At 75.1% G+C, this 21,660-nt stretch carries 17 protein-coding genes; 12 read left to right on the forward strand and 5 right to left on the reverse strand.

All coding sequences use genetic code 11. The features are described 5' to 3' along the window. The first annotated feature begins 213 nt into the window (after nucleotides 1-213). The 3 genes from A6F73_RS30650 (at nucleotide 214) to A6F73_RS30660 (ending at nucleotide 3,786) form a co-directional block, all read left to right on the forward strand. Nucleotides 214-984, forward strand: coding sequence for an ABC transporter ATP-binding protein (locus tag A6F73_RS30650; protein ID WP_063351693.1), 771 nt, complete (start codon nucleotides 214-216; stop codon nucleotides 982-984). Beyond that, on the forward strand, nucleotides 981-2,369 hold the full coding sequence (locus tag A6F73_RS30655) for an FtsX-like permease family protein (protein WP_063350739.1): 1,389 nt from the start codon (nucleotides 981-983) through the stop codon (nucleotides 2,367-2,369). The genes A6F73_RS30650 and A6F73_RS30655 overlap by 4 nt, the downstream gene beginning before the upstream one ends. A gap of 106 nt (nucleotides 2,370-2,475) precedes the next feature. Then, complete coding sequence (locus A6F73_RS30660; RefSeq protein WP_063350740.1) at nucleotides 2,476-3,786, forward strand: sensor histidine kinase; 1,311 nt, start codon at nucleotides 2,476-2,478, stop codon at nucleotides 3,784-3,786. Nucleotides 3,787-3,830: 44 nt separating this feature from the next. Here the strand turns inward: A6F73_RS30660 and A6F73_RS30665 are convergent, their stop codons facing one another. From A6F73_RS30665 to A6F73_RS30675, 3 genes are all read right to left on the reverse strand, one after another. Next, the gene (locus A6F73_RS30665) at nucleotides 3,831-4,496 is read right to left on the reverse strand and encodes a response regulator transcription factor (RefSeq protein WP_063350741.1); all 666 of its coding nucleotides are present in this window, start codon (nucleotides 4,494-4,496) and stop codon (nucleotides 3,831-3,833) included. Between the two features lie 165 nt (nucleotides 4,497-4,661). Beyond that, on the reverse strand, nucleotides 4,662-5,192 hold the full coding sequence (locus tag A6F73_RS30670; protein WP_079136158.1) for a DUF5959 family protein: 531 nt from the start codon (nucleotides 5,190-5,192) through the stop codon (nucleotides 4,662-4,664). A gap of 265 nt (nucleotides 5,193-5,457) precedes the next feature. Next, nucleotides 5,458-6,462, reverse strand: coding sequence for a ScbA/BarX family gamma-butyrolactone biosynthesis protein (locus A6F73_RS30675; protein ID WP_079136159.1), 1,005 nt, complete (start codon nucleotides 6,460-6,462; stop codon nucleotides 5,458-5,460). Nucleotides 6,463-6,923: 461 nt separating this feature from the next. Between A6F73_RS30675 and A6F73_RS30680 the strand changes: the two genes are divergently transcribed. Beyond that, nucleotides 6,924-7,577 (forward strand): ScbR family autoregulator-binding transcription factor, encoded by a 654-nt coding sequence (locus A6F73_RS30680; RefSeq protein WP_063350742.1) that lies wholly within the window; start codon nucleotides 6,924-6,926, stop codon nucleotides 7,575-7,577. Between the two features lie 235 nt (nucleotides 7,578-7,812). After that, nucleotides 7,813-8,694, forward strand: a complete 882-nt coding sequence (locus A6F73_RS30685; protein ID WP_079136404.1) for an AfsR/SARP family transcriptional regulator — start codon at nucleotides 7,813-7,815, stop codon at nucleotides 8,692-8,694. Between the two features lie 232 nt (nucleotides 8,695-8,926). On the opposite strand, the gene A6F73_RS30690 is transcribed toward A6F73_RS30685, so the two are convergent. Then, nucleotides 8,927-9,685 (reverse strand): TioE family transcriptional regulator, encoded by a 759-nt coding sequence (locus tag A6F73_RS30690; RefSeq protein WP_208869219.1) that lies wholly within the window; start codon nucleotides 9,683-9,685, stop codon nucleotides 8,927-8,929. A 90-nt stretch (nucleotides 9,686-9,775) separates the two neighbouring features. Here A6F73_RS30690 and A6F73_RS30695 point away from each other — a divergent pair, with 90 nt between their 5' ends. Beyond that, a complete protein-coding gene (locus A6F73_RS30695; RefSeq protein WP_063350744.1) occupies nucleotides 9,776-10,918 on the forward strand; it encodes an erythromycin esterase family protein in 1,143 nt (380 codons plus the stop codon). Between the two features lie 87 nt (nucleotides 10,919-11,005). Here the strand turns inward: A6F73_RS30695 and A6F73_RS30700 are convergent, their stop codons facing one another. Beyond that, nucleotides 11,006-11,968 (reverse strand): LysR family transcriptional regulator, encoded by a 963-nt coding sequence (locus A6F73_RS30700; protein ID WP_063350745.1) that lies wholly within the window; start codon nucleotides 11,966-11,968, stop codon nucleotides 11,006-11,008. 71 nt (nucleotides 11,969-12,039) lie between these two features. Between A6F73_RS30700 and A6F73_RS30705 the strand changes: the two genes are divergently transcribed. The 6 genes from A6F73_RS30705 (at nucleotide 12,040) to A6F73_RS30730 (ending at nucleotide 21,627) form a co-directional block, all read left to right on the forward strand. Next, nucleotides 12,040-12,693, forward strand: a complete 654-nt coding sequence (locus tag A6F73_RS30705; RefSeq protein WP_063350746.1) for a maleylpyruvate isomerase family mycothiol-dependent enzyme — start codon at nucleotides 12,040-12,042, stop codon at nucleotides 12,691-12,693. Nucleotides 12,694-12,923: 230 nt separating this feature from the next. Next, entirely contained in the window at nucleotides 12,924-14,012 is a 1,089-nt protein-coding gene (locus tag A6F73_RS30710) for a PP2C family protein-serine/threonine phosphatase (protein ID WP_063350747.1), read from the forward strand. A gap of 389 nt (nucleotides 14,013-14,401) precedes the next feature. Continuing rightward, nucleotides 14,402-15,694: an MFS transporter gene (locus A6F73_RS30715; RefSeq protein WP_063350748.1), complete on the forward strand. Its 1,293-nt coding sequence runs from the start codon at nucleotides 14,402-14,404 to the stop codon at nucleotides 15,692-15,694. 74 nt (nucleotides 15,695-15,768) lie between these two features. Next, complete coding sequence (locus tag A6F73_RS44185) at nucleotides 15,769-17,043, forward strand: hypothetical protein (RefSeq protein ID WP_063350749.1); 1,275 nt, start codon at nucleotides 15,769-15,771, stop codon at nucleotides 17,041-17,043. Between the two features lie 301 nt (nucleotides 17,044-17,344). After that, nucleotides 17,345-20,455 carry a non-ribosomal peptide synthetase gene (locus tag A6F73_RS30725; protein WP_063350750.1) on the forward strand — a complete coding sequence of 1,037 codons (3,111 nt, stop codon included), beginning with the start codon at nucleotides 17,345-17,347 and terminating at the stop codon, nucleotides 20,453-20,455. Continuing rightward, nucleotides 20,452-21,627 carry an acyl-CoA dehydrogenase family protein gene (locus A6F73_RS30730; protein ID WP_063350751.1) on the forward strand — a complete coding sequence of 392 codons (1,176 nt, stop codon included), beginning with the start codon at nucleotides 20,452-20,454 and terminating at the stop codon, nucleotides 21,625-21,627. The genes A6F73_RS30725 and A6F73_RS30730 overlap by 4 nt, the downstream gene beginning before the upstream one ends. Nucleotides 21,628-21,660: the final 33 nt, after the last annotated feature.

The raw sequence follows: 21,660 nt of genomic DNA on the forward strand, positions 1-21,660 counted from the left end.
ACCGGCGGGCGCCGTGACGGTGGCTCGGGTCGGTCGACCTCGACCTCGACGGTGCCGGGGTGGGAGGGGACCGGGACGGCCTCGACCCGACGTACGCGTCCTGGGTCCGGAGGTAGGACCACCTGCGGGGTTCGGTTTTCCGAACCCCGAATTGGGGGGCCAGCCCAATCGATTGTGCGGCCGTTCATGTCCAGGATGGAGGGCATGAACGGGATGACGACAGCCGCCGTGGCGGCGAGCGGTGAGGTGGCGGGCGCGGCCCTGACCGGGGACGGGCTGCACCGGGAGTACGGGCGGGGCGCGGCCGCCGTCCGGGCGCTGCGGGGGGTGTCCGTGGCCTTCGCGCCGGGGACGTTCACGGCGGTGATGGGGCCCTCGGGTTCCGGCAAGACGACGCTGCTGCACTGCCTCGCGGGGATGGACCGCCCCACCCGGGGCATCGTCCGCTGGGGTGGGACGGAGGTGTCCCGGCTGCCCGAGCGGCGGCTCGCGCAGCTGCGCCGCACCAGGGTGGGGTTCGTGTTCCAGGCGTTCAACCTGATGCCCGCGATGACCGTCGCGCAGAACGTCGAACTTCCCGGGCGGCTCGCGGGGGCGCGGCCGGACCGGGCGCAGGTGCGGGAGGCGCTCGCCAGGGTCGGCCTGTCCGGGCGGGAGCGGCACCGGCCCGGGCAGCTGTCCGGCGGCCAGCAGCAGCGGGTGGCGATCGCCCGGGCGCTGGTCGCGCGGCCGGCCGTGCTGTTCGCGGACGAGCCGACCGGCGCGCTCGACCGGGCGACCGGGCACGACGTCCTCGACCTGCTGCGTTCCGGTGTGGACCTGGACGGGCGGACGTGTGTGATGGTCACCCACGATCCGGTGGCCGCCGGCTACGCGGACCGCGTGCTGCTGCTGGCCGACGGGCTGCTGGTGGACGAGCTCGACCGGCCGACCGCCGCACAGGTCGGCGAGCGGCTGAGCCGGCTGGGCGGGGGAGCACGATGAGCCCCGTCCTCTCCCTGGCGGCCGGCCAGCTCCGGCGCCGACCGGCCTCCTTCGCCGGGCTGGCGGTGGCGCTGTTCCTGGCGGTGGCGACGGTGACGCTGTTCGGCTCGCTGGTCGCCGCCCAGGCCACGGCCCCCGTCGCGGTGGCCCGCCGGGCGGTGGCCGGGCCGGGCCTGTTGCTGATCGCGGGGGCGTTCGGTGAGATCGCCGTCCTGGTCGCGCTGTTCGTGGTGGTCAATGCGCTCGGCTTCACCCTCCGCCAGCAGCACCGCGACCTCGCCCTGCTGCGGACGGTCGCCGCGACACCCCGTCAGGTGCGTCGGCTGGTGCGGGCCCAGGTCGCGGCGACCATCCTGCTGATAGCCGTGCCCGGCGGCGCGGCGGGCACCCTCGCCGCCCGGGGCTTCCTCGCCGCGCTCCAACGGCGCGGGCTGGCCGCACCTGGCCTGCGGATCCCCGGAACGCCGGTGCCGATGCTGGTCGCACTGGCGGTGGCGCTGCTGGTCGGCCTGGCCGCCACCGCCCTCGCCGCCCGACGGATCACCCGGCTCACCCCGGCCGCCGCGCTGACCGCGGACACCTCGGGCCAGCGGCGGGCGGGCGTGCTGCGGGTGCTGGCCGGGCTGGCCGTCCTGGCGGGCGGGGTGCTGCTGCTGCGGCTCGCCGCCACCAGAGGGGCCGGCGAACTGGACAAGGCGGGGCAGGCGACGATGCTCGGCTCGCTGGTGCTGCTGATCGCCCTCGCGCTGCTCGGGCCACTCGCCGCACGGGCCGTGGCCGCCGTGCTCGGCGCGCCGGTACGGGTGCTGGCCCCCGGGGCGGGCTGGCTCGCCGACGCCAACCTGCGCGGCTACGCGGCCCGGCTCTCCTCGGCCGTGGTGCCGGTCGCGCTCCTGGTCGGGCTGTCGGGCACCATGTTGATCATGACGAGCACCGCCGAGCACGTGGTCCGTACGACCGGCGCCACGACCAGCGTCACCAAGGCGACGGACGTCTGGCTGCGCGAGGCGGAACTGGGGATGCTGGTCTGCTTCGCAGCCGTCTCCACCGTCAACACGCTGGTCGCCCTGACGGCCGATCGGTGGCGCGAGTTCGCGCTACTGCGCCTGGTCGGCGCGACGAGGCGGCAACTGCTGCGGATGCTGTCCGTCGAGGCGGCCCTCACCACGGCGGTCGGCGTGCTGCTGGGTGCGGCGGTGGCGGCCGTCGCCACGGGGGCGTTCGCCCGGGCGGTGACGGGGTCGGTGCTGCCGGTGGTACCCGGCGCTGCGTGCGGCTGGGTGGTGGCGGGCGCGGCGGCGCTGACGGTACCGGGGATCCTGGGCACCGGCCTGCGGGCGATCCGGGGGCGCGCGGTCGAGGCGGTCGGGGGTGAGCGGGGGTGACCGGGGGTGAGCGGGCCCTTCGCCAGGTGCGGCGGGGTCGGGTCGAAGCCGCCTGGGTGTGTTGTCGAGGCGGTGAGTGCGGTGAGTGGGAGTGGTGAGGTGGACGGTGGCTGAGCGTCGGCGGTATCTGTCGGTGTGCGGTGGCGAATTGGCCTTCGCGCTGCTCGGGCTGCCCATCGGCGTGCTCGGCGGGGTCTACGCCGTGGCCGTGCTCTATGCCGGGGCGTTGCTCTCGCTCACCGTGCTCGGGCTGCCGTTCGTGGTGGCCGCCCTGGCCGGGGCGCGCGGGCTGGGCGGGCTGCACCGGCGACTGGTCGGGCGGCTGCTCGGCGAGCCGGTGCCGGCCCCGGGGGCGCTGCCCCGGCCGTCCGGGGCGATCGCCCGGGGTCGGGCGGTGCTGACCGACCCGGTGGCCTGGCGGGCACTGCTCTACCTGCTGCTGCGGCTGCCATTGGGGGTGCTCGGCTTCCTGGTCGCGGTCGGATTGCCGCTCAGCTGCGTCTGGTTGGTCGGCTTCCCGCTGTGGGTGCGCCTGCTGGAGTCCGGGCCAAGGCCGGTCGGCTGGCCGGACGTGGCCGGGGCCCCGGTCGGGCTCGCCGTACTGGCGGTGGTGCCGGCGGCGCTGCGGGCGGTGAGCGCGGCCAATCGGGGCCTCGCCCGGTTGCTGCTCGGCCCGGTGCGGTCGCAGGAGCGGGTGCGTGAGTTGGAGACCGCCCGGGCCACCCTGCTCGCCGAGAACACCGACCGGTTGCGCCGTCTCGAACGCGATCTGCACGACGGGACGCAGGCGCAACTGGTCGCGCTCGCCATCACGCTCTCGCTGGCCGACGACGCCCTCAGCGAGGTCACCGGCGAGGCCGTTGGCGTCGCCCAGCCCGAGCCGACCGGGCCGACCGGCCCGCCCGGCACTCCGGAGGCCGAGCGCCTGCGCACCCTGGTCGACCGGGCTCGCCGGCAGACCGACGACACCATCGCGGAACTGCGCCGGCTCACCCGGGGCATCCACCCGGTGGCGCTGGACGGCGGCCTCGCCCAGGCGCTGCCCGGGCTCACCGCCACCGCGCCGGTGCCGGTCACGGTCCGGCTGGATCTGAGGGAGCGGCCGGACGCGGCGATCGAGCAGGCCGTCTACTTCTGCGCGGCAGAGTTGCTGACCAACGTCGCCAAGCACAGCGGCGCGGCGGCGGCGGAGCTCACGGCCAGCGCAGCCGACGGGCGGGTGCGGCTGACGGTGCGCGACGACGGCCGCGGGGGCGCCGCTCCGGGCGGGGGCTCCGGCAGAGGCTCCGGTTCGGGCTCCGGTTCGGGCCTGGCGGGCCTGGCCGCGCGGCTCGCGGCGGTGGACGGGGTGCTGCGGGTGGACAGCCCGCCGGGCGGGCCGACGACTGTCACCGCCGAACTGCCGAGCAGCCTGTGACGGGTGCCCGCGGCGGGGCCGTCCACGGAACCGCTGCTCCCGGCTCAGCCGCCGTTCTCGGAGAGGTAGGTGAGGACGGCTTTCACCCGCCGGTTGTCGGCTTCGGTCGCCGGCAGGTCGAACTTGGCGAAGACGGCGGCGACGTGCTTCTCCACCGCCCGCTCCGAGACCACGAGCAGCCCGGCGATCGAGCGGTTGGAGTGACCCTGCGCCATCAGCTCCAGCACCTCCCGTTCGCGCGGGGTGAGCGCGTCGACGCGGCTGCGCCGCCCGCCGTGCATCAGGCCGTTGACGATCTCCGGGTCGAGCGCCGTGCCGCCGGCCGCGACCCGCTGCAGCGCGTCCACGAACTCCGAGGTGCGGGCCACGCGTTCCTTGAGCAGATAGCCGACGCCGGCGGCGCCACCTGCGAGCAGCCGGGCCGCCCAGGCGGTCTCGACGTGCTGGGAGAAGACCAGGATGCCGACCCCGGGCGAGGTGGAGCGGAGCTCGACGGCGGCGCGGATGCCCTCGTCGGTGTGGCTGGGCGGCATCCGGATGTCGACCACGGCCACATCGGGCCGGTGCTCGGCGACGGCGGCGACGAGTTCGGGGGCCGTTCCGGCGGTGGCGACCACGGCGCACCCGCGCGCGGTGAGGAGTTCGACCATGCCGTCCCGGAGGATCACCGAGTCCTCGGCGAGGACGACGCGGAGCTGCTTCTCGATCATGTCGCCATTATCGGTGGCGGCCGGGTCACCGCCACCGCCACCGCCACACCACCGTCATCGTCACCGGACCGGTCATACTGCCGCTCGCCCTGCCCTGCCCCGCCCTGCCCGGCCGCTCGCTGCGCCGGGCGTCGGCCCTGTCATCAAAAGGATTCTGACAATCCGTCAGTTGCCCTTCCCCTGCTGCCCACGCCAGGCGTGGATGCCGGGGGCGACCTCGACCACCTCGAACGGGTAGGCGTCCCGGACGAGTTTGAGCAGGGCGCGCTGCTCGTCCAGCCAGCCGGGGGCGGGGGACAGGACGACCCGGAGGGTGACTCCGGAGTCCTCGGCGTCGGAGACGGTCACCCAGAGGCCGCCGGGCCGCCCCGGCTCGATCCGCAGCTCCGGGCCGTGCTCCTCGTCCAGCCAGCGCACTGCCTCGCGCCGCGCCAACCGTTCCAGGGCGGTTTCCCACTGCTGGAGCTGACGCTCCGTCACCAGCGTGACGAACTGCCCGCGGGCCGAGTCGGCGGTGACGGTGATCTCGCAGTCCAGCCAGTCGTGGCCGAGCAGGGAGCCCGGTGCGTGTCGCCCCAGCACCCGCACCCGTACGCTCCGGCCACCGGTGCGCCCCTCGTGCCCGGTGGCGTCGTCGGTGCCGGGGCGGTCCGTCAGTCTGATCAACTCGTTCTGGTGCGAAGCGACTTCACGCACGGTGTACTCCCGGTCACTGCGAATCCAAGGGCTGACATCCTCGCGCAGGTGTTCGTCCGGTGCCAGTCCGTGGGAGGGGTTCGTCTCCGACGTGCCGACGGCCCGCCCGACCGTGGAGGTCGGGCGGGCCGGGTGGGGCGGTGGGCGGCCGGCGGTCCGTGCTGGTCAGGGCTGGTCCGCGCTGGTCGGAACTGGTCGGGGCCGGCGCGGGTCGACGGGGGCCCGTGAGTGCCGGTCAGCGCCCGTCAGCGCCCGGCAGTGCCGGTCACCGCTGGTCGGCGTGGCCGGTCAGGACGGTGGTGAAGATCGGCTCGCCGTTCTGGTGGCCGGTGACGGTGGTGGTGAGGGCGTCCGGGTCGTCACCGGGGGTGTGCCGGGCGGTGATCGTGGTGGCGGCGTCGTGCTCGGCGTACCGGTGGTAGGTGGTCGAGGCGGAGGCGGGGATGACGGTGGCCGGTGAGACGAGCGCGTTGGTGGCCTGGCGGGCGGCCTCCAGCAGGACCATGCCGGGGACGTGGTCGTTGGCGTGGTCGAAGAGGATCGGGTGCCAGGGATCGGGGGTGAGGTGCCAGGTCCCGGGTGCGTCGGCCGGGGTCAGGACGACGTCGCAGGGGCGGATCCGGCCCACTCGGCCCGGGGCCAGCGGCTCGCCGGAGACGGCGGGCGCCGGGTCGGCCTCGCGGCGGGCCCCGCGTAGCCGCCGGTAGGTGGAGTCCGGCACGGTGGTGAACCGGGTGTGTCCGGTGGCGGTGAGGTGGGCGCCGCGTCGGATGACGGCGCTGAGGGTGAAGTCGATGGTGGTGCCGCTCCGGCGCGGCTGCGGGACGAGTCTGGCCTCGATGCTGAGGTCGGTGGGCGCCGCGCCGATGAGCAGTTGGCGGGGGCGGGTGGTGTAGTCGAGGTTCCACATCATGAACTTGTGGTCGAGCGGGACGCCGAACCGGGTGTGCGCGAGGTAGAGCCCGGCTTGGCGGATCGTTTCAGCGGTCTGGATCGGGTCGTGCCGGGTTCCGTCGGGGGTGGTGAAGAAGGTGTGGGCGCGCGGCCACTGCGCGGTGACGGCGAAGGTCGTCTCGTTCAGCTGCTCGCTGCCGGTGAGGAAGACCTCGGCGTGGCAGGCCCGGTGGACGTACTCCTTGGCAACGGTGCTGGTCAGGCGCGGTGCCGGTCCGGTCGGCACGGACGGCCCGGCGGTGCGGCCGGGGGTGGTGCCGTGGTTCGCGCCGGCGGCGCGGGAGATGGCGGGGGCGCGGTAGGCAAGCAGGGTCATGGGAGCGCTCCGGAAGGCCGTGGCGGGCGGGGTGGGCTGCTCAGGGCTCGTAAGATACGTACCTTCCGGTTTGGTTTTCAAGGAGCCCGAACGAAGGTTCGTTGGCGGCCGAGCGTGGTCGGGTGGTCGCTCCAGGTGCCGTGTGATGGCCGTCCGGGTGGACCGAGCCTGGGGTGGATGCCGCCTGGCCTGCAAAGGAATCCCCAAAAGTGGGATGACAGGTGCATTATCACAGCGGGCCGTTTTCGGTGGGATGCGGCCAGAAGTGGGGAGCCGGATTCCGGCTCTGTCGGCTGGGGGAGGGGTGGCGGTCGCTTTCCCGCCCTGTGCCGTCCACGCGGTTTTCCTTCGCTCGAAGGCGGGTGCATGCGACCTGGGGAGGAGGGATCGCCGGTTGACCGGCGGGTAAGATACAGGGTGTTTGGTTTTGTTTGCCGAGCGGTTCAGGCGGGGTGGTTGCGGTGGTGCGGCAGGAGCGGGCGATCCGGACGCGTCGGCTGATCCTGGAGGCGGCGGCCTCGGTCTTCGACGAGCACGGGTACGAGGGGGCGACGATCGGCGAGGTGGTCGCCCGCGCGGGTGTGACCCGGGGCGCGGTGTACTTCCACTTCGCGTCGAAGCGGGAGCTCGCGCAGGGCGTCGTGGAGGAGCAGTTCGGTCGGGACGAGATCCCCGAACGGCATTGCAAGCTCCAGGAGTTCGTCGACCTGGGGATGGTCGTCGCGCATCTCATGCCGCGTGACCCGCTGCTGAGCGCGGGCGCGCGGCTCTCGCTCGGCCAGGACGTGTTCGGCGACCTCGGCGGCGGCGCGATCCCCGGTTGGATCGCCCGGCTGGAGGCGGTGCTGACGGCGGCCGGCGAGCGGGGCGAGCTGCTGCCGCACGTGCTGCCGGCCGAGACGGCGTGGCTGGTGACGGGTGCCTGGACGGGCGTGCAGATCCAGTCCCAGAAGATGTCCGGCCGGGCGGATCTGGAGCGCCGGGTGGCCGTGCTGTACCGGCACGTGATGCCGAGCATCACCGTCCCCGGGGTGCTGGCCACGCTGGACCTGGGCTCGGACCGTGGTGAGCGGGTGGTGGCCGAGCTGGCGGCGGCCCGTGCGGGCGGGGTCTGAGAGTGTGCGTCCGGGGTTGACGCGGCGGCGCTCGCGGCGGCGGTCATTCCGGTTGGTCGAAGCAGTCCGGAGCTCGATTGTCCGTTCAAAAACAAACAGCTCGTTCGGTTTTGTATTGACAAACCGTCCGTCCTGTTTTTGGATGAGCACCCGGTGCTCGGCTGTGCGGTAGCCGTAGCACCGGCCGGCCGGTGGCCGTCGGGGTCGCCGATCCGTCTGGATTGGGGTGGACGTCATGGAGATCCGGGTGTTAGGGGCCTTGGGGGTCCAGGTGTGCGGGGTGTCGGTGGTGCCCTCGGCGCCGAAACCACGGCAAGTGCTCGCCCTGCTGGCCCTGCGCGCCGACCAGGTCATCTCGGCGGGCGTCCTCGCCGAGGAACTGTGGTCCGGCCATCCGCCGCACAGCGCGCGCACCACCGTCCAGACCTACGTCCTCCAACTGCGCGACCTCATCGACCGGGCGCTCGCCCACCGCGATGACGCCGGGGGAGCGTGCGGAGCCAAGGACGTCCTGGTGACCTCGCCCGGCGGCTACCGGCTCGACAGCGGCGGCGGACTGGTCGACCTCCAGGAGTTCGACCGCCTCGCGGGCCTCGGCTACCGGGCCATGGACGGCGGCGACTTCCCGCTCGCCGCCCGCCAGTTGGGCGAGGCGCTCGGCCTGTGGCGCGGTCCGGCCTTCGCCGACATCCCGCTCGGCGGTCAACTCGCCGTCGAGGCCAAGCGGTTGGAGGAGACCCGGCTCTGCGCCCTGGACCAGCGGATCGAGGCCGACCTGCGGCTGGGCCGCCACCGCGTCCTGCTCGCCGAACTCACCGTCCTGGTCGACCGCTACCGCACCCACGAGAGCCTGCACGGCCAGTACATGATCGCCCTGCACCGCTCCGGCCGACGGGGCGAGGCCCTGGAGGCCTACCAGCGCCTGCGCAACACCCTGGTACGGGAGTTGGGCATGGAACCCTCGGCCGGACTGCGACGGCTCCAGCGCTCCATCCTGCTCGCCGACCCCGATCGCCCCGAGCCCGACCGCGCCGCCGGCCCCGCCACCCCCGCCGGCCCCGCCACCCCCGCCGACCGGACCCCGCCCCGCACCACCCGGCTCACCCGGGTCGGCTGAGCCCACGGCGGCGGCCCGCCGCATCGCTGACGAAGACCCTAGGGCGTGTTTCATCATTCGCGTCGGATCAGCGCGCGGCGGTGGGCGCCCGGCTGGGCGTGCCGGCGAAGCGTCCTCGTACTGGGTGTACTTGGACGTTTCGCCGGTGCGGTCAGGCGGGATGCCTGGGGGCACCTCCCAGCCGCCAGGCTGGGGGAGCGTCGCGCGCCCGGCGGGAATGATGAAACACGCCCTAGATCTGCTCCGGCCGGGGGCGGCCGGTCAGGCCGAGGTAGTGGCCGAGCCGGGCGGCCGCGTCGAGCATGGCCAGGCCCTGGGCGGTGAGCCTGCGCTGCCAGCCGTCGAGGGCGTCGGCCAGGGAGGCCGTGCCGCCGGCCGTCCGCACCTGTCGGAGCACGGTGGCGATGTGGTCCAGCGGGTAGCCGCCGCGCCGGAGCAGGTGGGCGAGTTCGGCGTCGCGGATGTCGTCGGCGCGGAAGACGCGGTGTCCGGTGGCCTGGTCCCGGGCGGGGGCGAGGATGCCCGCGCCCTCCCAGTTGCGCACGGTCGCCGGGGTGACGCCGAGCCGGTGGGCGAGTTCGCCGATGCTCAGGACGGCACCGTCCACCGCGGGCTCCGCCGACGGGCCCGCCGCAAGATCCGCTGCAATGTCCCGCGCCGCGTCGGGCCGCGCCGCAAGGTGGTGCACGGCCTTCCGCACCGCGTCCAGGGTGTCCCGGTCGCGGAGCAGTTGGCCGTGCCCGCGGTCGATGGCCGTCAGGGCGTCGTCGAGCCCGCCCCGGTGGAGCGCGGTCATGATCCGGCCGCCGGTCGCGTGGCCGTACGCCGCGACGAGGGAGCGGTAGGCGTCGAGCGCGGCCGCGTGCACCTCGGTGTAGATCCGGTAGCCGCTGGCGGTGCGTTCGGCGGGCGGGAGGAAGCCGTCCCGTTCGTAGTTGCGTACGGCCTGGGCCGAGAGGCCGTGCCCGCGGGCGAGGTCGGAGGGGCGCATGGTGGTCACCGGTTTGAGGCTTCAGCGGAGGATCGGGCGGTCGGAGCAGGAAAAGTCTCAACCGTTCTTTCAAGGATACGCTTGAGGACCATGAGTCAGGACTTGCGAGACCTCGTCCCTTCGTCGTGCGCACTGCTGGCGCTCGGTGAACCCACCCACCGGGAACCGGCCTTCGCGCGGATCCGCAACGAGCTGTTCGCCCAGCTGGTCGACCGGGGATTCCGGTCGATCGCCCTCGAAACCGACCGGGTGGCCGCGCTCGCCGTGAACGACTTCGTCCAGGAGGGGGTGGGCACCCTCGACTCGGTGATGGGCGAGGGCTTCTCCCACGGCTTCGGAGAGCTGGACGGCAACCGGCGGCTGGTCGCCTGGATGCGCGAGTACAACCGGAGCCGGCCGCCGGCGGACCGTCTGGCCTTCCACGGCTTCGACGCGCAGACGGAGAACACCAGCGCACCCAGCCCGCGGCGCTACCTCGAACACGCCCGCGACTACCTCGGGCTCGACCTCGACCTCGCCGGCCTGGTCGGCGACGACCAGCGCTGGAGCCGCCCCGAGGCGGTCCTGGACCCGGAGATGTCGCCCGGCGCCTCCGCCGAGGCGGAGAAGCTGCGGACGATCGCCGACGACCTGCTCACCCTGCTGTACGCGCGGGCCCCGGAACTGGTCGCGGCGACCTCGCGCGCCGAGTGGCGCAGGGCCAGGACGCACCTCACCGCCGGCCTCGGCCTGCTCCGCTACCACCGGCAGTCGGCCGAGCGCCTGGAGCCGGGCGCCCGGCTGTCCGGCCTCCTCGGCACCCGGGACGTGCTCATGGCCCAGAACCTCCTCGACATCCGCGGCGGCGAGGCCCGCCGAGGGGGAACCCTCGTCTTCGCCCACAACCTCCACCTGCAACGGCAGCCGAGCACCATGCGGCTGGCGGATCTGAACCTGGCCTGGAGCGGCGCCGGCGCCATCCTGGACTCCCTGGACGAGCCGTACACCTTCGTCCCCGGCAGCCTGGGGCGCAGCGCGGCCGTCGGGCTCCAGGAGCCCGAGCCGGACACCCACGAGGGTGCGCTCCAGCGCGGGGCCGCCACCTGGGGACTGGTCGATCCCGGTGCGGCCGCCGGCGGCCGGACGCGCACCGACACCACGCCTGAGCAGGGCTACTTCCCGCTCGACCGGGCTGTCCTCGATGGGGCCGACGCGATCCTGCACATCGGCGACGGCACCGCCGCCGCGTCCTGACGGGGCACCGCCGCCGCGCTCTGACGTGGCGTCACTGCCGCCGTCGCGCTGACACGGCGGCCTGCGGAGGACGGACCCCCGGTAGCGTCAGGTACGGGCCCCCGGGCCCGGATAGGACGTCCGCAAGTGGCCCAGGAGCGCGGCCGTGGGCGGCGCGATGGGGCGGCCGGTCGGCCAGGCCAGCGCGATCCGCACCAGCGGGACGGGATCGGTGAGCGGCCGGATCCGCAGCCCGGCGGCGGGCGGCGGATCCGGCAGCACGGCCACGCCCAGCCCGTGCGCGGCGAGTTCGGCCAGCTGTGGTGGGGCGGCCGCCTCGACCGCGACCGTGGGGCGCGCCCCGGCCGCGGCCAGGGCCTGCTCCAGCGCCGTCCGCAGGCCGGTGCCGCGCGGGGTGCTCACCAGGGCGTGCCCGGCCAGCGCGGCGACCGGCAGAGGGCCGTCCGGTCCGCCGGCCAGCGGGTGGTGCCCGGTGAAGGCGGCGACCAGCGGGGCTTCCAACACGGTGTGCAGGGCGAGCCCGGCCAGCGTCCGCCAGCCGTCGTCGTCGTCCCGTCCGCTGGCGGCGGTGGGCAGGCCGATCACGGCGAGGTCCAACCGCCCCTCGCGCAGCGCGCCGAGCATCCGCGCGGTACCGTCCTCGGCCAGCGAGAGGTCGATGCCCGGGTGGTCGCGGCGGAACGCGGCGAGTGTGGTGGCGAGTCCGGGGAGGTCGTCCGCCCCGGCCGGCGGGACAGGGCCCAGGGCTGCCCCGGAGACCAGCCCGAGCCGGACGTGTCCGCGCCGCAACCCACCGAAGTCCTGCGCCGTCTGCCGCGCCGCCGCGGCGGAGGCGAGCGCCGCCCGCGCGTGCGGGAGCACCGCCTCGCCGACCGGGGTGAGCCGGACGCCGCGCCCGCTGCGGTCCAGCAGCCGGTGGCCCAACTCCTTCTCCAGCTGCCGGATCTGGGCGCTCACCCCGGGCTGGGTGAGGTGCAGCAGCTCGGCGGCGCGGGTGAAACTGCCCTGCTGGGCCACGGTGACGAAGTACTGGAGCTGCCGGAGTTCCATAACTTCTGATGATAGGTGGAAGAACTCCCCGGTCTTGGACGTACGGAGGGCCCCGGCCGCAGGCTGGAGGCATGGAAACCGTGCAGCACGACCAGGGCGTCGACTGGGTCCGCGAACAGATCGCGGCCGAACGCCGGGAACTCGCCGAGGTGTTCACCACCTTCACCCGGGACCAGTGGAACTCCCCGTCGCTGTGCGCCGGTTGGCGCGTCCGCGAGGTCGCCGCCCACATGAGCACCGGCTTTCGCTACTCCACGGCCCGCAACCTCGCGGACCTCATGCGGGCCGGCGGCTCCCTCCACCGGATGACCGACCGGGTGGCCCGCCGCGACGCCGCCGCCCTCACCGACCGCCAACTCGCCGCCGCCCTCGCCGACCACGCCGAACACCCCTGGCGCCCCCCGGTCGGCGGCCGGATCGCCGCCCTCGGCCACGACGTCGTCCACGGCCTCGACATCACGACCGCGCTCGGCCTGCCCTCGCGCCTCCCGCTGCCTCGGGTCACCGCCCTGCTCGCCACCGTCTCCCGCCGCAGCCTGCGCTTCTTCGGTGCCCGACTCGACGGCGTCCACCTGCGGGCCACGGACACCGGCTGGGCGTACGGCGAGGGCCCGGTCGTGGTGGAGGGCCGGGCCGAACACCTCCTGCTGCTCGCCTACGGGCGCCGCCTGCCGCCCGGCCTGGTCACCGGCCCGGGCGCGGGGCGGTTCACCCTGGACGGGTAGCGGGCGCGGCCGCTCTCGGGTGTCCGGCCGTCGGCGAGAGCGCCGTGCAGGCACCGAAGCAGGTCACCAGGCTGGCCCACGGCCCCCGACCCCGGCTCCCGACCCCGCGAGGCGCCGCCGCGCGCTTGGCTCCCCGCGGCGCAGCCGGGGGCGCGCGGGGGTGAGCAGGGGTGGCTAGGATCGGAATCGCATATTCCGGATAGGCGGTGAGACGGGAAGCAAGGTCTCCGATGGCCCCGAGGTCCGAGCAGTGGCCGCCGTACGTGCGGTTCGCGCCGTGGTTGCTGATCGTCGGCGGGCTCGTCTGGAACTCCCTGGATCCCACCGACTACTGGGGCGACCCGCTCCTGGCGGCCGCCGCCGTCCTGACCGGCGCGCTGCTGACCTTGCGGGACACCCTCGCGGTGGGCGTCGCCAATGTGACCGGCATCCTCGTGCTGGCCGTGCGGGACGGCTCGATCGGCACCCAGGACGGCTACCTGGAGCTGGTGAACACGGCCTTCGCCGCGCTGCTCGGCGTCTGGGTCAACCGCGTCGTCGCCCGGCACGGGGAGCGGCTGGCGCAGGTGCGGTCGGTGGCCGAGGCCGCCCAGCGGGCGGTGCTGCCCGAGCCGCCCGCGCGGGTGGGCCGGCTGTCGGTCGCCGCCTGCTACCGGGCGGCGCAGACCGAGGCACTGATCGGCGGCGACGCGTACGCGCTGCAGGCGACCCCGTACGGCGTACGGGTGCTGATCGCGGACGTCCGGGGCAAGGGGCTGCAGGCGGTCGGCGCGGTGTCGGTGCTGCTCGGCGCGTTCCGGGAGGACGCCCACCGCGCGCCGGACCTCGCGGCGCTGGCCGACGGGTTGGAGCGGGCGCTCGCCCGGGAGAGCGCGCTGCTGGCCGAGGAGGTGCGGCTGGAGGGGTTCATCACGGCACTGCTGGTCGAGTTCCCGCCGGGTGAGGACGTCGTGCGCACGCTCGACTGCGGGCACCCGGGGCCGTACCTGCTGGGCGGCCCGGACGCGGTGCGCCGGCTGGACGCCGCCGACCCGGGGCTGCCGCTCGGGATGGGCTCGCTGGGTGTGGCCCGGCCGGTGCCGCAGACCCGGCCGTTCCCGCCGGGGTGCACGCTGCTGCTGGTGACCGACGGGGTGACGGAGGCCCGGGACGCGGCCGGGGAGTTCTACGATCCGCTGCTCGCTCTGGGCCCGCTCGGCCCGTTCGACGGCCCCCAGGAGGCCGTCGACGCGCTGGTGGCGGACGTGGAGCGGTGGACGGGCGGGCCTCGGGACGACGACATGGCGGTGCTGGCGGTGACCTGCCGGGAGGCGGACTGAGCGGCGGGGCCCGGTCCGGCCCGTCCGGCGGCGCGGGTGCTTCTTCCCACGGCCTCCCGCGGCGCGGCTGATATCACGATCAGGTGACGGACAGTCAGTGTTTCGCATGATCCAGCCAAGTTGAGTGACGGCGTCCGGTGGCCGGAATGCGAATGCCCGCATAGCGGACGGCGAATTGGACGTGCGGGGCCCGTGGTGTGCCGGGTGGCCGCGCGAGTGGTCCGCCCCTGGTCGGCGGCCTGCGCGGACGTCCCGGCGGGAGCGTGTTCGGCCGTATGGGGGCCGTAAGGGCGGGCCGCGGGAGTGGCGCGATCAGGCCGACCCGTGGTTCGTCCGGAAACGGACGCGATGCTTGCCCAGTAGCGAAGTGGTGACCGAAAGTCGCACTGATGAACGAGACGCCAAGCCCCCGCCGCGACCGACTGCTCGGCCACCGCGACTTCCGACTCCTGCTCACCGGAGCTGCGACGGCCCAGACGGGCAGCCAGGTGACCCTGGTCGCGCTCCCGTTGGTGGCGGTGGTGGTGCTCGATGCCACACCCTTCGAGGTCGGCCTGCTGACCGCCGCCGAGACCGCCGCGTTCCTGCTGGTCGGCCTGCCGGCCGGCGCCTGGCTGGACCGGATGCGCAAGCTCCCGGTGCTGATCCGCGCCGACGTGGTGCGCTGCCTCGCCGTCGGGTCGATCCCGCCGGCCGCCGCGCTCGGCGTGCTGACCATGGCCCAGCTCTACCTGGTGGCGCTGGTCACCGGGGTGGCGACGGTCTTCTTCGACGTCGCCCACCAGTCCTTCCTGCCGTCCGTCCTGCCGCGCGAGCAACTGGTCGGGGGCAACGGCGCGATCGAGACGGTCCGTTCCTCGGCGCAGATCGTCGGGCCCGGGCTCGGCGGCGGCCTGGTCCAGCTGCTCGGTGCGTCGCTCGCCATCGTGGCCGACGCCGTCGGCTACCTCGCCTCCGCCCTGCTGCTCGCCCGGATCCGGGTCGAGGAGCCCCAACCGGAGCCGGCGACCGGACGGTCGCTGCGCGCCGAGGTCGCCGAGGGCGTGCGCTTCGTGCTCGGGCACCCGCTGCTGCGGGCGATCGCCACCGCGACCGCCGTGTCCAACCTGTTCGCCGCCGTGCTGGCGGCCGTGCAGACGGTGTTCTGGGTGCGGGTGCTCGACCTGTCGCCGGGCGCTATCGGCCTGCTGCTGTCGGCCTCCGCCGTCGGCGGCCTGGCCGGGGCGCTGTGCGCGGGGCGGCTGGCGGCGTGGCTCGGCCAGGCCCGGTTGATCTGGCTCGCCACCGTGGTGACGGCGCCGTTCGCGCTGCTGTGGCCGCTGTCCGGCCGGGGTGCGGGCGTGGTGCTGTTCGGGATCGCCTCGGCGGTGGTGCTGTTCGGCGCGGTGGCCTACAACGTCGCCCAGGTGAGCTTCCGGCAGGGCCTGTGCCCGCCGGAGCTGCTCGGCCGGATGAACGCCACCATGCGCTTCCTGGTCTGGGGCACGCTGCCGATCGGCGCGCTTATCGGCGGCACCGTCGCCGACGCGGCCGGACCGCGCGCCGCGCTGTGGCTGTGCGCGGCGGGCTTCCTGCTCGTCCCGGTGCCGCTGCTGCTGTCGCCGCTGCGCCGGCTGCGGGACCTCCCGGCCGACACCGCCGCCACGGCCGGGGAGGAGCCCGTCGCGAGCCCCGCCGCCTGACGCACCCGGCCGCCCGACGAGCCCCGCCGCCTGACGTCCGAACCGAACCGAGACCGGAAACCGGAGACCGTTCCGTGCACGCCAGCATCACCGCCGCCTACCTCGCCCGGTACCGTTCCGCCGCCGCCGACTCCCCGACGGACCTGCTCCCGCTCACCGGCGCCCAGCGGCGCTTCCTGATCACCCGCAGGCTCGCGCCGCAGGGCCGGCCCGAGGTCGTCCCGCTGTTCCACGCCTACCCGGGCGGCACCCTCGACCTGCCCCGGCTGGCCCGCGCCGCCACCACCACCGCCGCCCGGCACCCGGCGCTGTGCGGCGGCTTCGGGACGGTGCGCGGCACGCCCGTCCTGCGGGTCGGCGCTCCCTCGGCCGAAGCCGCCCGGATCGCCGTCCCGCCCGGCGGCACCGCCGGGTCCGCCCTGCGCGAGGCCCTGCTGGACTGGCCCGCCGACGGGCCCGCGCTGCGCCTGCTGGTGGCCCGGGAGCCGGACGGCGAGGAGGAACTGCTCGCCCTCGCGGTGGACCACGCGGCCTGCGACGAGCAGTCGCTCGGCATCCTGACCGCCGACCTCACCGACGCCTACGCCCGGGACGACCACGCCCAGGAGGCCGTCGCCGCCCCCGACCAGGACGCCCTGGCGGCATACCGGGAGGCCGTCGAACGGCAACTGGCCGCCGAGGACGCCGCCGGCGGACCCGCCGCACAGGCCCACTGGGGCCGCCGGCTCGGCGGCGTCACCGGGACGGGCGGGGGAGCGGCCGGCTCCACCGGCATGCTCAGCCACCGGCTGCCCGCCGCCGAGGGGGCCGCCCGCACCGCCTTCTTCCCCGCACTGCTGGACGCCACCGCGGCCGCCGCCCACCGGCTGCACCGGACCGACGGGCAGCTCGCCCTCGGCTACCCGTGGGGCGGCCGCCCGCCCGGCGCGCCCGCCGCGCTCGGCTGCTTCCTCAACACCCTGGTGCACCCCGCCGCACCCGGCGCGGCCACCGCCCTGGAGGACCTCGCCGACGCCTGGTGGGACGACCTCGACCACGCCGACACCCCGTTCGACGAGGTGGTCCGGGCCGCCCGCACCGCCGGCGCCCCGTGGACGGGCGCCCTGGACGGCATGCTCACCCTGGAGGACCTGCACCGCCGCCCGCCGCTGGTGCTCGGCGGCGTGCCCGGCCGGGAGGTCCACCTGGCCGGGCGGCCGCTCGCCGCGCCGTTCGCGGTCGCCGCCTCGCAGGGCGACGACCTGCTGGTGCGCCTCGCCTGGGACCGCGAACGGTTCCCCGAGGACGTCGCCACCGCCGCCTTCGACGACCTGCTCGCCACGCTGCGCCGCCACCTGCGGACGGCCTGACCCGCCCGGCCCGACCCCGCGTCGGACACCTGATCCGGACGCCCGCTCCGGACGCCTGATCCGGACCCGACCCGAAGCCGCCCCGGACCCGACCCGAAGCCGTACCGGACCCGCACCGGACGTCCGCATCAGGACGCCCGCCCCGGACGCCTGACCCGCCCCGGACCGAAGCCGCCACCGAATCCCCACACCGACCGCCGGGCCGTGCCACCACCCCGGCGCGCCCGGAACCAGGGCCGGGCCATCCACGCCCGCCCCGTCACCGCAGGGCCAACACGCCCACCACACAAGGGAGTCACCGATGTTTGCGCTCTCCTCCTCGCAGGAGATCGTCTGGCTGCACGAGCAGATGCTGCCCGGCAGTCGTGCGTACAACTTCACCGCCGTGCTCGACCTCTGGGGCACCCTCGACGAGGACGCGCTGCACGCCGGACTGGCCGCCGTCCTCGCCCACCACCCGGGCCTGCGCCTGGAACTGGTCCCCCGCCCGGAGGGCCTGCCGGGCCAGCGGGTCGCCGAGCACTGCGAACCGACGCTGCGCCGCAGCGACTTCGCCGCCGAGGCCGACCCGGACGCCGCCTTCCGCGAGCTGCTGGCCGCCGAGGCCGAGGAGCCGGTGGACACCGAGCAGGCGCCGGTGCTGCGCTGGCACCTGGTGCGCCTCGGCACGGACCACCACCGGCTGATCCATGTCGAGCACCACCTCGTCCACGACGGCCACTCCTTCGCGATCCTGCTGCGCGACCTGTTCACCGTCTACCGCGCCCACGTCCTCGGCGAGCCCTACCAGCTGCCCGAGGCGCCCTCGTACGAGCAGCACGCCCGTACGGCCGTCGACCCGGACGCCCGCGAGCGCGCGCTCGCCTTCTGGCTGCGGGAGCTGACCGACGCCCCGCGCGAGGTCACCCTGCCCGGGCTGGCCAACCCCGCCGCGGTGCGCCGCCACCGCGGCGGCCAGATGCGCCAGGCGATCGGAGCCGACCTGGCCGAGCGGCTGCGCACCCGCAGCAAGGAGGACGGGCACACCCCGTTCAGCACCCTGCTCACGCTCTTCGCCGAACTGCTGCGCCGGCACTCCGGGCACCGCGAACTCGTCGTCGGCACCGCCGTCGGCAACCGCCCTGAGGGCTTCGAGGGCACCGTCGGCATGTTCGTGAACACCGTGCCGCTGCACCTGCGACTGGACCCGTCCGCCCCCGGCACCGAGGCCGTCGACGAGGTGACCGACGTCCTGCTGCGCGCGCTGCCCTACCAGGACCTGCCGGTCCAGGAGCTGACCCGCCGGCTCGGCCTGCACACCGGCGGCGCCGACAACCCGCTGTTCAACGTGATGTTCAGCGCGCACGACGCCGCGCTGCCGGACGTCCAGGCGCCCGGTCTCGAAGTCTCGCTGTACGAGGGCTTCAACACCGGCACCACCCGCTTCGACCTCGACCTGGTGCTGCTGCCCGACGACCGCCGGGTGGTCGGCGAGAAGCACGGCGGCGCCGGGATGACCCTGGTCTGGGACTACGACGCCGACCTGTTCGGCGAGGCCGAGGCCACCTTGCTGGCCGACCGCCTGCTCCAGCTGCTGCGCTGCTACCTCGACCGGCCCGAGGCCACGCTGGCCGCGCTCGACCCCGCCCCGGCCGCCGAACCCGCCACCGCCGTCGCCCGGGCCGGTCTCGACCCGGCCGCCGCCCACGACCCCACGGCGATCGCGATGATCGCCGGCACCGAGCGCCTCAGCTACGGCGAGCTCGACCGCCGTGTCACCCAGCTGGCCGAACGCCTGCGCGCCGCCGGTGTCACCCCCGGCCAGCCGGTCGCCGCCGTGCTGCCGCGCGGCGTGGACAGCGTCGTCGCCCTGCTCGCCTGCCTGCGGTACGGCGCCGTGTACGCGCCGCTGTCCGCCGAGGACCCGGCCGCCCGGCTCGGCCTGCTGCTGGACCGGCTGGCCCCGGCCCTGGTGCTGGCCACCCGGCAGAGTGCGCTCGCCCTGCCCGCCGACGGCGTCACCCCCGCGCTGCTGGACGGCCCGGCCTTCCCCAAGGCCGAGCCCGCCGCAGTGGTGGAGGGCGCCGCCTACCTGATCCACACCTCCGGCTCCACCGGCGTGCCCAAGCCCGTCCTGGTCGGCCGCGACGCGCTCGCCGGGTACGTCGCCGCGATCGCCGCCCGCTACGAACTGACCCCCGCCGACCGGGTGCTGCTGTTCGCCCGCCCGTCCTTCGACGTGGCGCTGGAGGAGGTGCTGCCCGCGCTCGCCGCCGGCGCCGCCCTGGTCGTGCCGCAGCGCGAGGTGCCCACCGGGCCCGAGCTCGTCGCCGTGCTCGCCGCCCGTGGCGTCACCGTCGCCAACCTGCCGACCAGCTACCTGCTCGCCGTCCGCGAGGACCTGCGCGAGGCGCTGCGCGACGGCCGCTGGGCGCCCCGGCTGCTCGTCCTCGGCGGCGAGCGCCTGCCCGCCCGTGCGCTGACCGGCCTGATCGAGGCCACCACCGTGCTGAACGCCTACGGCGTCACCGAGGCCACCGTCACCTCCACCGTGTACGAGGTCACCGCCGCCGACGTGGCCGAGGACGGCGAGATCCCGCTCGGCGCCGAACTGGACGGCGTGCGCCTGCACGTCCTGGACGAGGCGCTGCGCCCGCTCCCGGCCGGCTGCGTCGGCGAACTCGCCGTCAGCGGAGCCCTGCTGGCCGACGGCTACCTCGGCCTGCCGGAGCCGACCGCGGCCCGCTTCGTCACCGTGCCCGCCCTCGGCGGCGAGCGCGTCTACCGCACCGGCGACCGCGGCTACCGCGACCTGCGCGGCCGGCTGTGCTTCCTCGGCCGCGCCGACAACCAGGTCAAGCTCCGCGGCCACCGGATCGAACTGGAGGAGATCGAGGCCGCCGCCTCCGCCGAACTCGGCGGCCGCTCCTGCGCGGTGGTGCTGCACACCGACCCGCAGGCCGGCCCGCGCCTGATCGGCTTCCTGGAGGGCGCCGACCGCCCCGACCAGGCCGCCCTGCACGCCGCGCTCGCCCAGCGGCTGCCCGGCGGGCTCGTCCCCGCCACCTGGACGGCCGTCGAGACGATGCCCACCCTGCCCGGCGGCAAGCCCGACCGCGCCGCCCTCGCCCGGCTCGCCGACGAGGCCCCCGCCCAGGAGGCCGCCCCGGCCGCCGAGAGCGCCTTCGCCGACCCCGGCCAGGAACTGATCGCCGCCGCCTGGCGCGAGGTGCTCGGCCACGACCGCTTCACCGCCGAGTCCCACTTCTTCGAGGTCGGCGGCCACTCGCTGCTCGCCGCCCAGCTCGCCGCCTGGCTGGAGCCGCACCTCGGCAGCCGCCCGCCGCTGCGCACCCTGTTCCGCCACGCCGTCCTGGCCGACCAGGCCAGCGCCCTCACCGGCCAGCACCCCGGAAAGGCAGACCGCGCATGAGCGCCCCCTCCGCCGTCCTCGAAGACGCCCACCGCGAACTCGTCGACGCCTTCGAGAGCTTCGTCCGCCGCGAGCTCGTCCCGCTGGCCGCCGAACTGCCCGAGACCGCCGACGAGGTGCCCGCCGAACTGCGCGCCTACGTCCGCAAGCGCTCCGCCGCGCTCGGCTTCTACGCCGGCGACTACCCCGAGGAACTCGGCGGCGCCGACATGCCGTTCACCGCCGTCGTCCTGCTGCACCACGCCGCCGGGCGCAGCGGCTGCCCGCTCGCGCCGTACGCCCTGGCCGGCTCCGACGGCCCCAGCCCGCTGCTGCGGCACGGCACCCCCGAGCAGATCGAGCGCCACCTCGTGCCGCTGGTGCGCGGCGAGCAGACCCGCTGCCTCGCCCTCACCGAGCCGCACGCCGGCTCCGACGCGTTCCGCCTCACCACCACCGCCGTGCGCACCGCCGACGGCTGGGTGCTGAACGGCCGCAAGACCTTCGTCAGCAACGCCGACCGGGCCGGCCTGGTGCTCGTCGTCACCGCCACCGACCTCGGCGAGGGGGCCGGGCCCACCGCCGGCGCCACCGCCTTCGTCCTCCCGATCGACCAGCCCGGCCTGCGGATCGGCCAGCGCTACGAGGGCATGTCCGGCGAACCGCTGTTCGAGCTGCTGCTCGACCAGGTCACCGTCTCCACCGACGCCGTGATCGGCGGCGAGGAGGGCGTCGGCGCGGCCACCGCCCTCGCCATGGACAGCCTTTCCCGGGGCCGCCTGGTCGTCGCCGCGATGTGCAACGGCATCGCCGAGTACGCGCTGCGGATGGGCGTCGAGTACGCCCGCGAGCGGCGCGCCTTCGGCAAGGTGATCGGCGAGTACCAGCACATCCAGGAACACCTGGTGGCCACCCGGGCCGAGGTGGAGTGCTCCAAGCTGCTCACCCTCGCCTGCGCCCGGCTGGTCGACGACGGCACCGAGGCGCCGGAGAACGCGGCGCTCGCCAAGCTCACCGCCTCCGAGACCGCCGTGCGCGCGGTGGACCGCTCGCTCCAGGTGCACGGCGCCACCGGCTGGGTGCGCGGCCACCCGCTGGAGTTCCTGTACCGCTACGTGCGGATGACCACGATCATCGAGGGGACCTCCGAGGTCCAGAAGGTGATCATCGCCCGCTCCATGGGCCTGAACTGACAGTCCGTCAACGATCTGTCAACAGCCTGTCAA

It is taken from the genome of Streptomyces sp. MJM8645, assembly GCF_001625365.1.
In the GTDB taxonomy this organism is placed as follows: domain Bacteria; phylum Actinomycetota; class Actinomycetes; order Streptomycetales; family Streptomycetaceae; genus Kitasatospora.

Excerpts from the sequence above, each read along its gene's own strand:
- A6F73_RS30705 (WP_063350746.1), top strand. The coding sequence starts at position 12,040 with ATGGAAACCGTGCAGCACGACCAGGGCGTCGACTGGGTCCGCGAACAG.
- A6F73_RS30700 (WP_063350745.1), bottom strand. The coding sequence starts at position 11,968 with ATGGAACTCCGGCAGCTCCAGTACTTCGTCACCGTGGCCCAGCAGGGC.
- A6F73_RS30685 (WP_079136404.1), top strand. The coding sequence starts at position 7,813 with ATGGAGATCCGGGTGTTAGGGGCCTTGGGGGTCCAGGTGTGCGGGGTG.
- A6F73_RS30650 (WP_063351693.1), top strand. The coding sequence starts at position 214 with ATGACGACAGCCGCCGTGGCGGCGAGCGGTGAGGTGGCGGGCGCGGCC.
- A6F73_RS30690 (WP_208869219.1), bottom strand. The coding sequence starts at position 9,685 with ATGCGCCCCTCCGACCTCGCCCGCGGGCACGGCCTCTCGGCCCAGGCC.
- A6F73_RS30715 (WP_063350748.1), top strand. The coding sequence starts at position 14,402 with ATGAACGAGACGCCAAGCCCCCGCCGCGACCGACTGCTCGGCCACCGC.
- A6F73_RS30710 (WP_063350747.1), top strand. The coding sequence starts at position 12,924 with ATGGCCCCGAGGTCCGAGCAGTGGCCGCCGTACGTGCGGTTCGCGCCG.
- A6F73_RS30695 (WP_063350744.1), top strand. The coding sequence starts at position 9,776 with ATGAGTCAGGACTTGCGAGACCTCGTCCCTTCGTCGTGCGCACTGCTG.
- A6F73_RS30665 (WP_063350741.1), bottom strand. The coding sequence starts at position 4,496 with ATGATCGAGAAGCAGCTCCGCGTCGTCCTCGCCGAGGACTCGGTGATC.
- A6F73_RS30730 (WP_063350751.1), top strand. The coding sequence starts at position 20,452 with ATGAGCGCCCCCTCCGCCGTCCTCGAAGACGCCCACCGCGAACTCGTC.
- A6F73_RS30655 (WP_063350739.1), top strand. The coding sequence starts at position 981 with ATGAGCCCCGTCCTCTCCCTGGCGGCCGGCCAGCTCCGGCGCCGACCG.
- A6F73_RS30725 (WP_063350750.1), top strand. The coding sequence starts at position 17,345 with ATGTTTGCGCTCTCCTCCTCGCAGGAGATCGTCTGGCTGCACGAGCAG.
- A6F73_RS30675 (WP_079136159.1), bottom strand. The coding sequence starts at position 6,462 with ATGACCCTGCTTGCCTACCGCGCCCCCGCCATCTCCCGCGCCGCCGGC.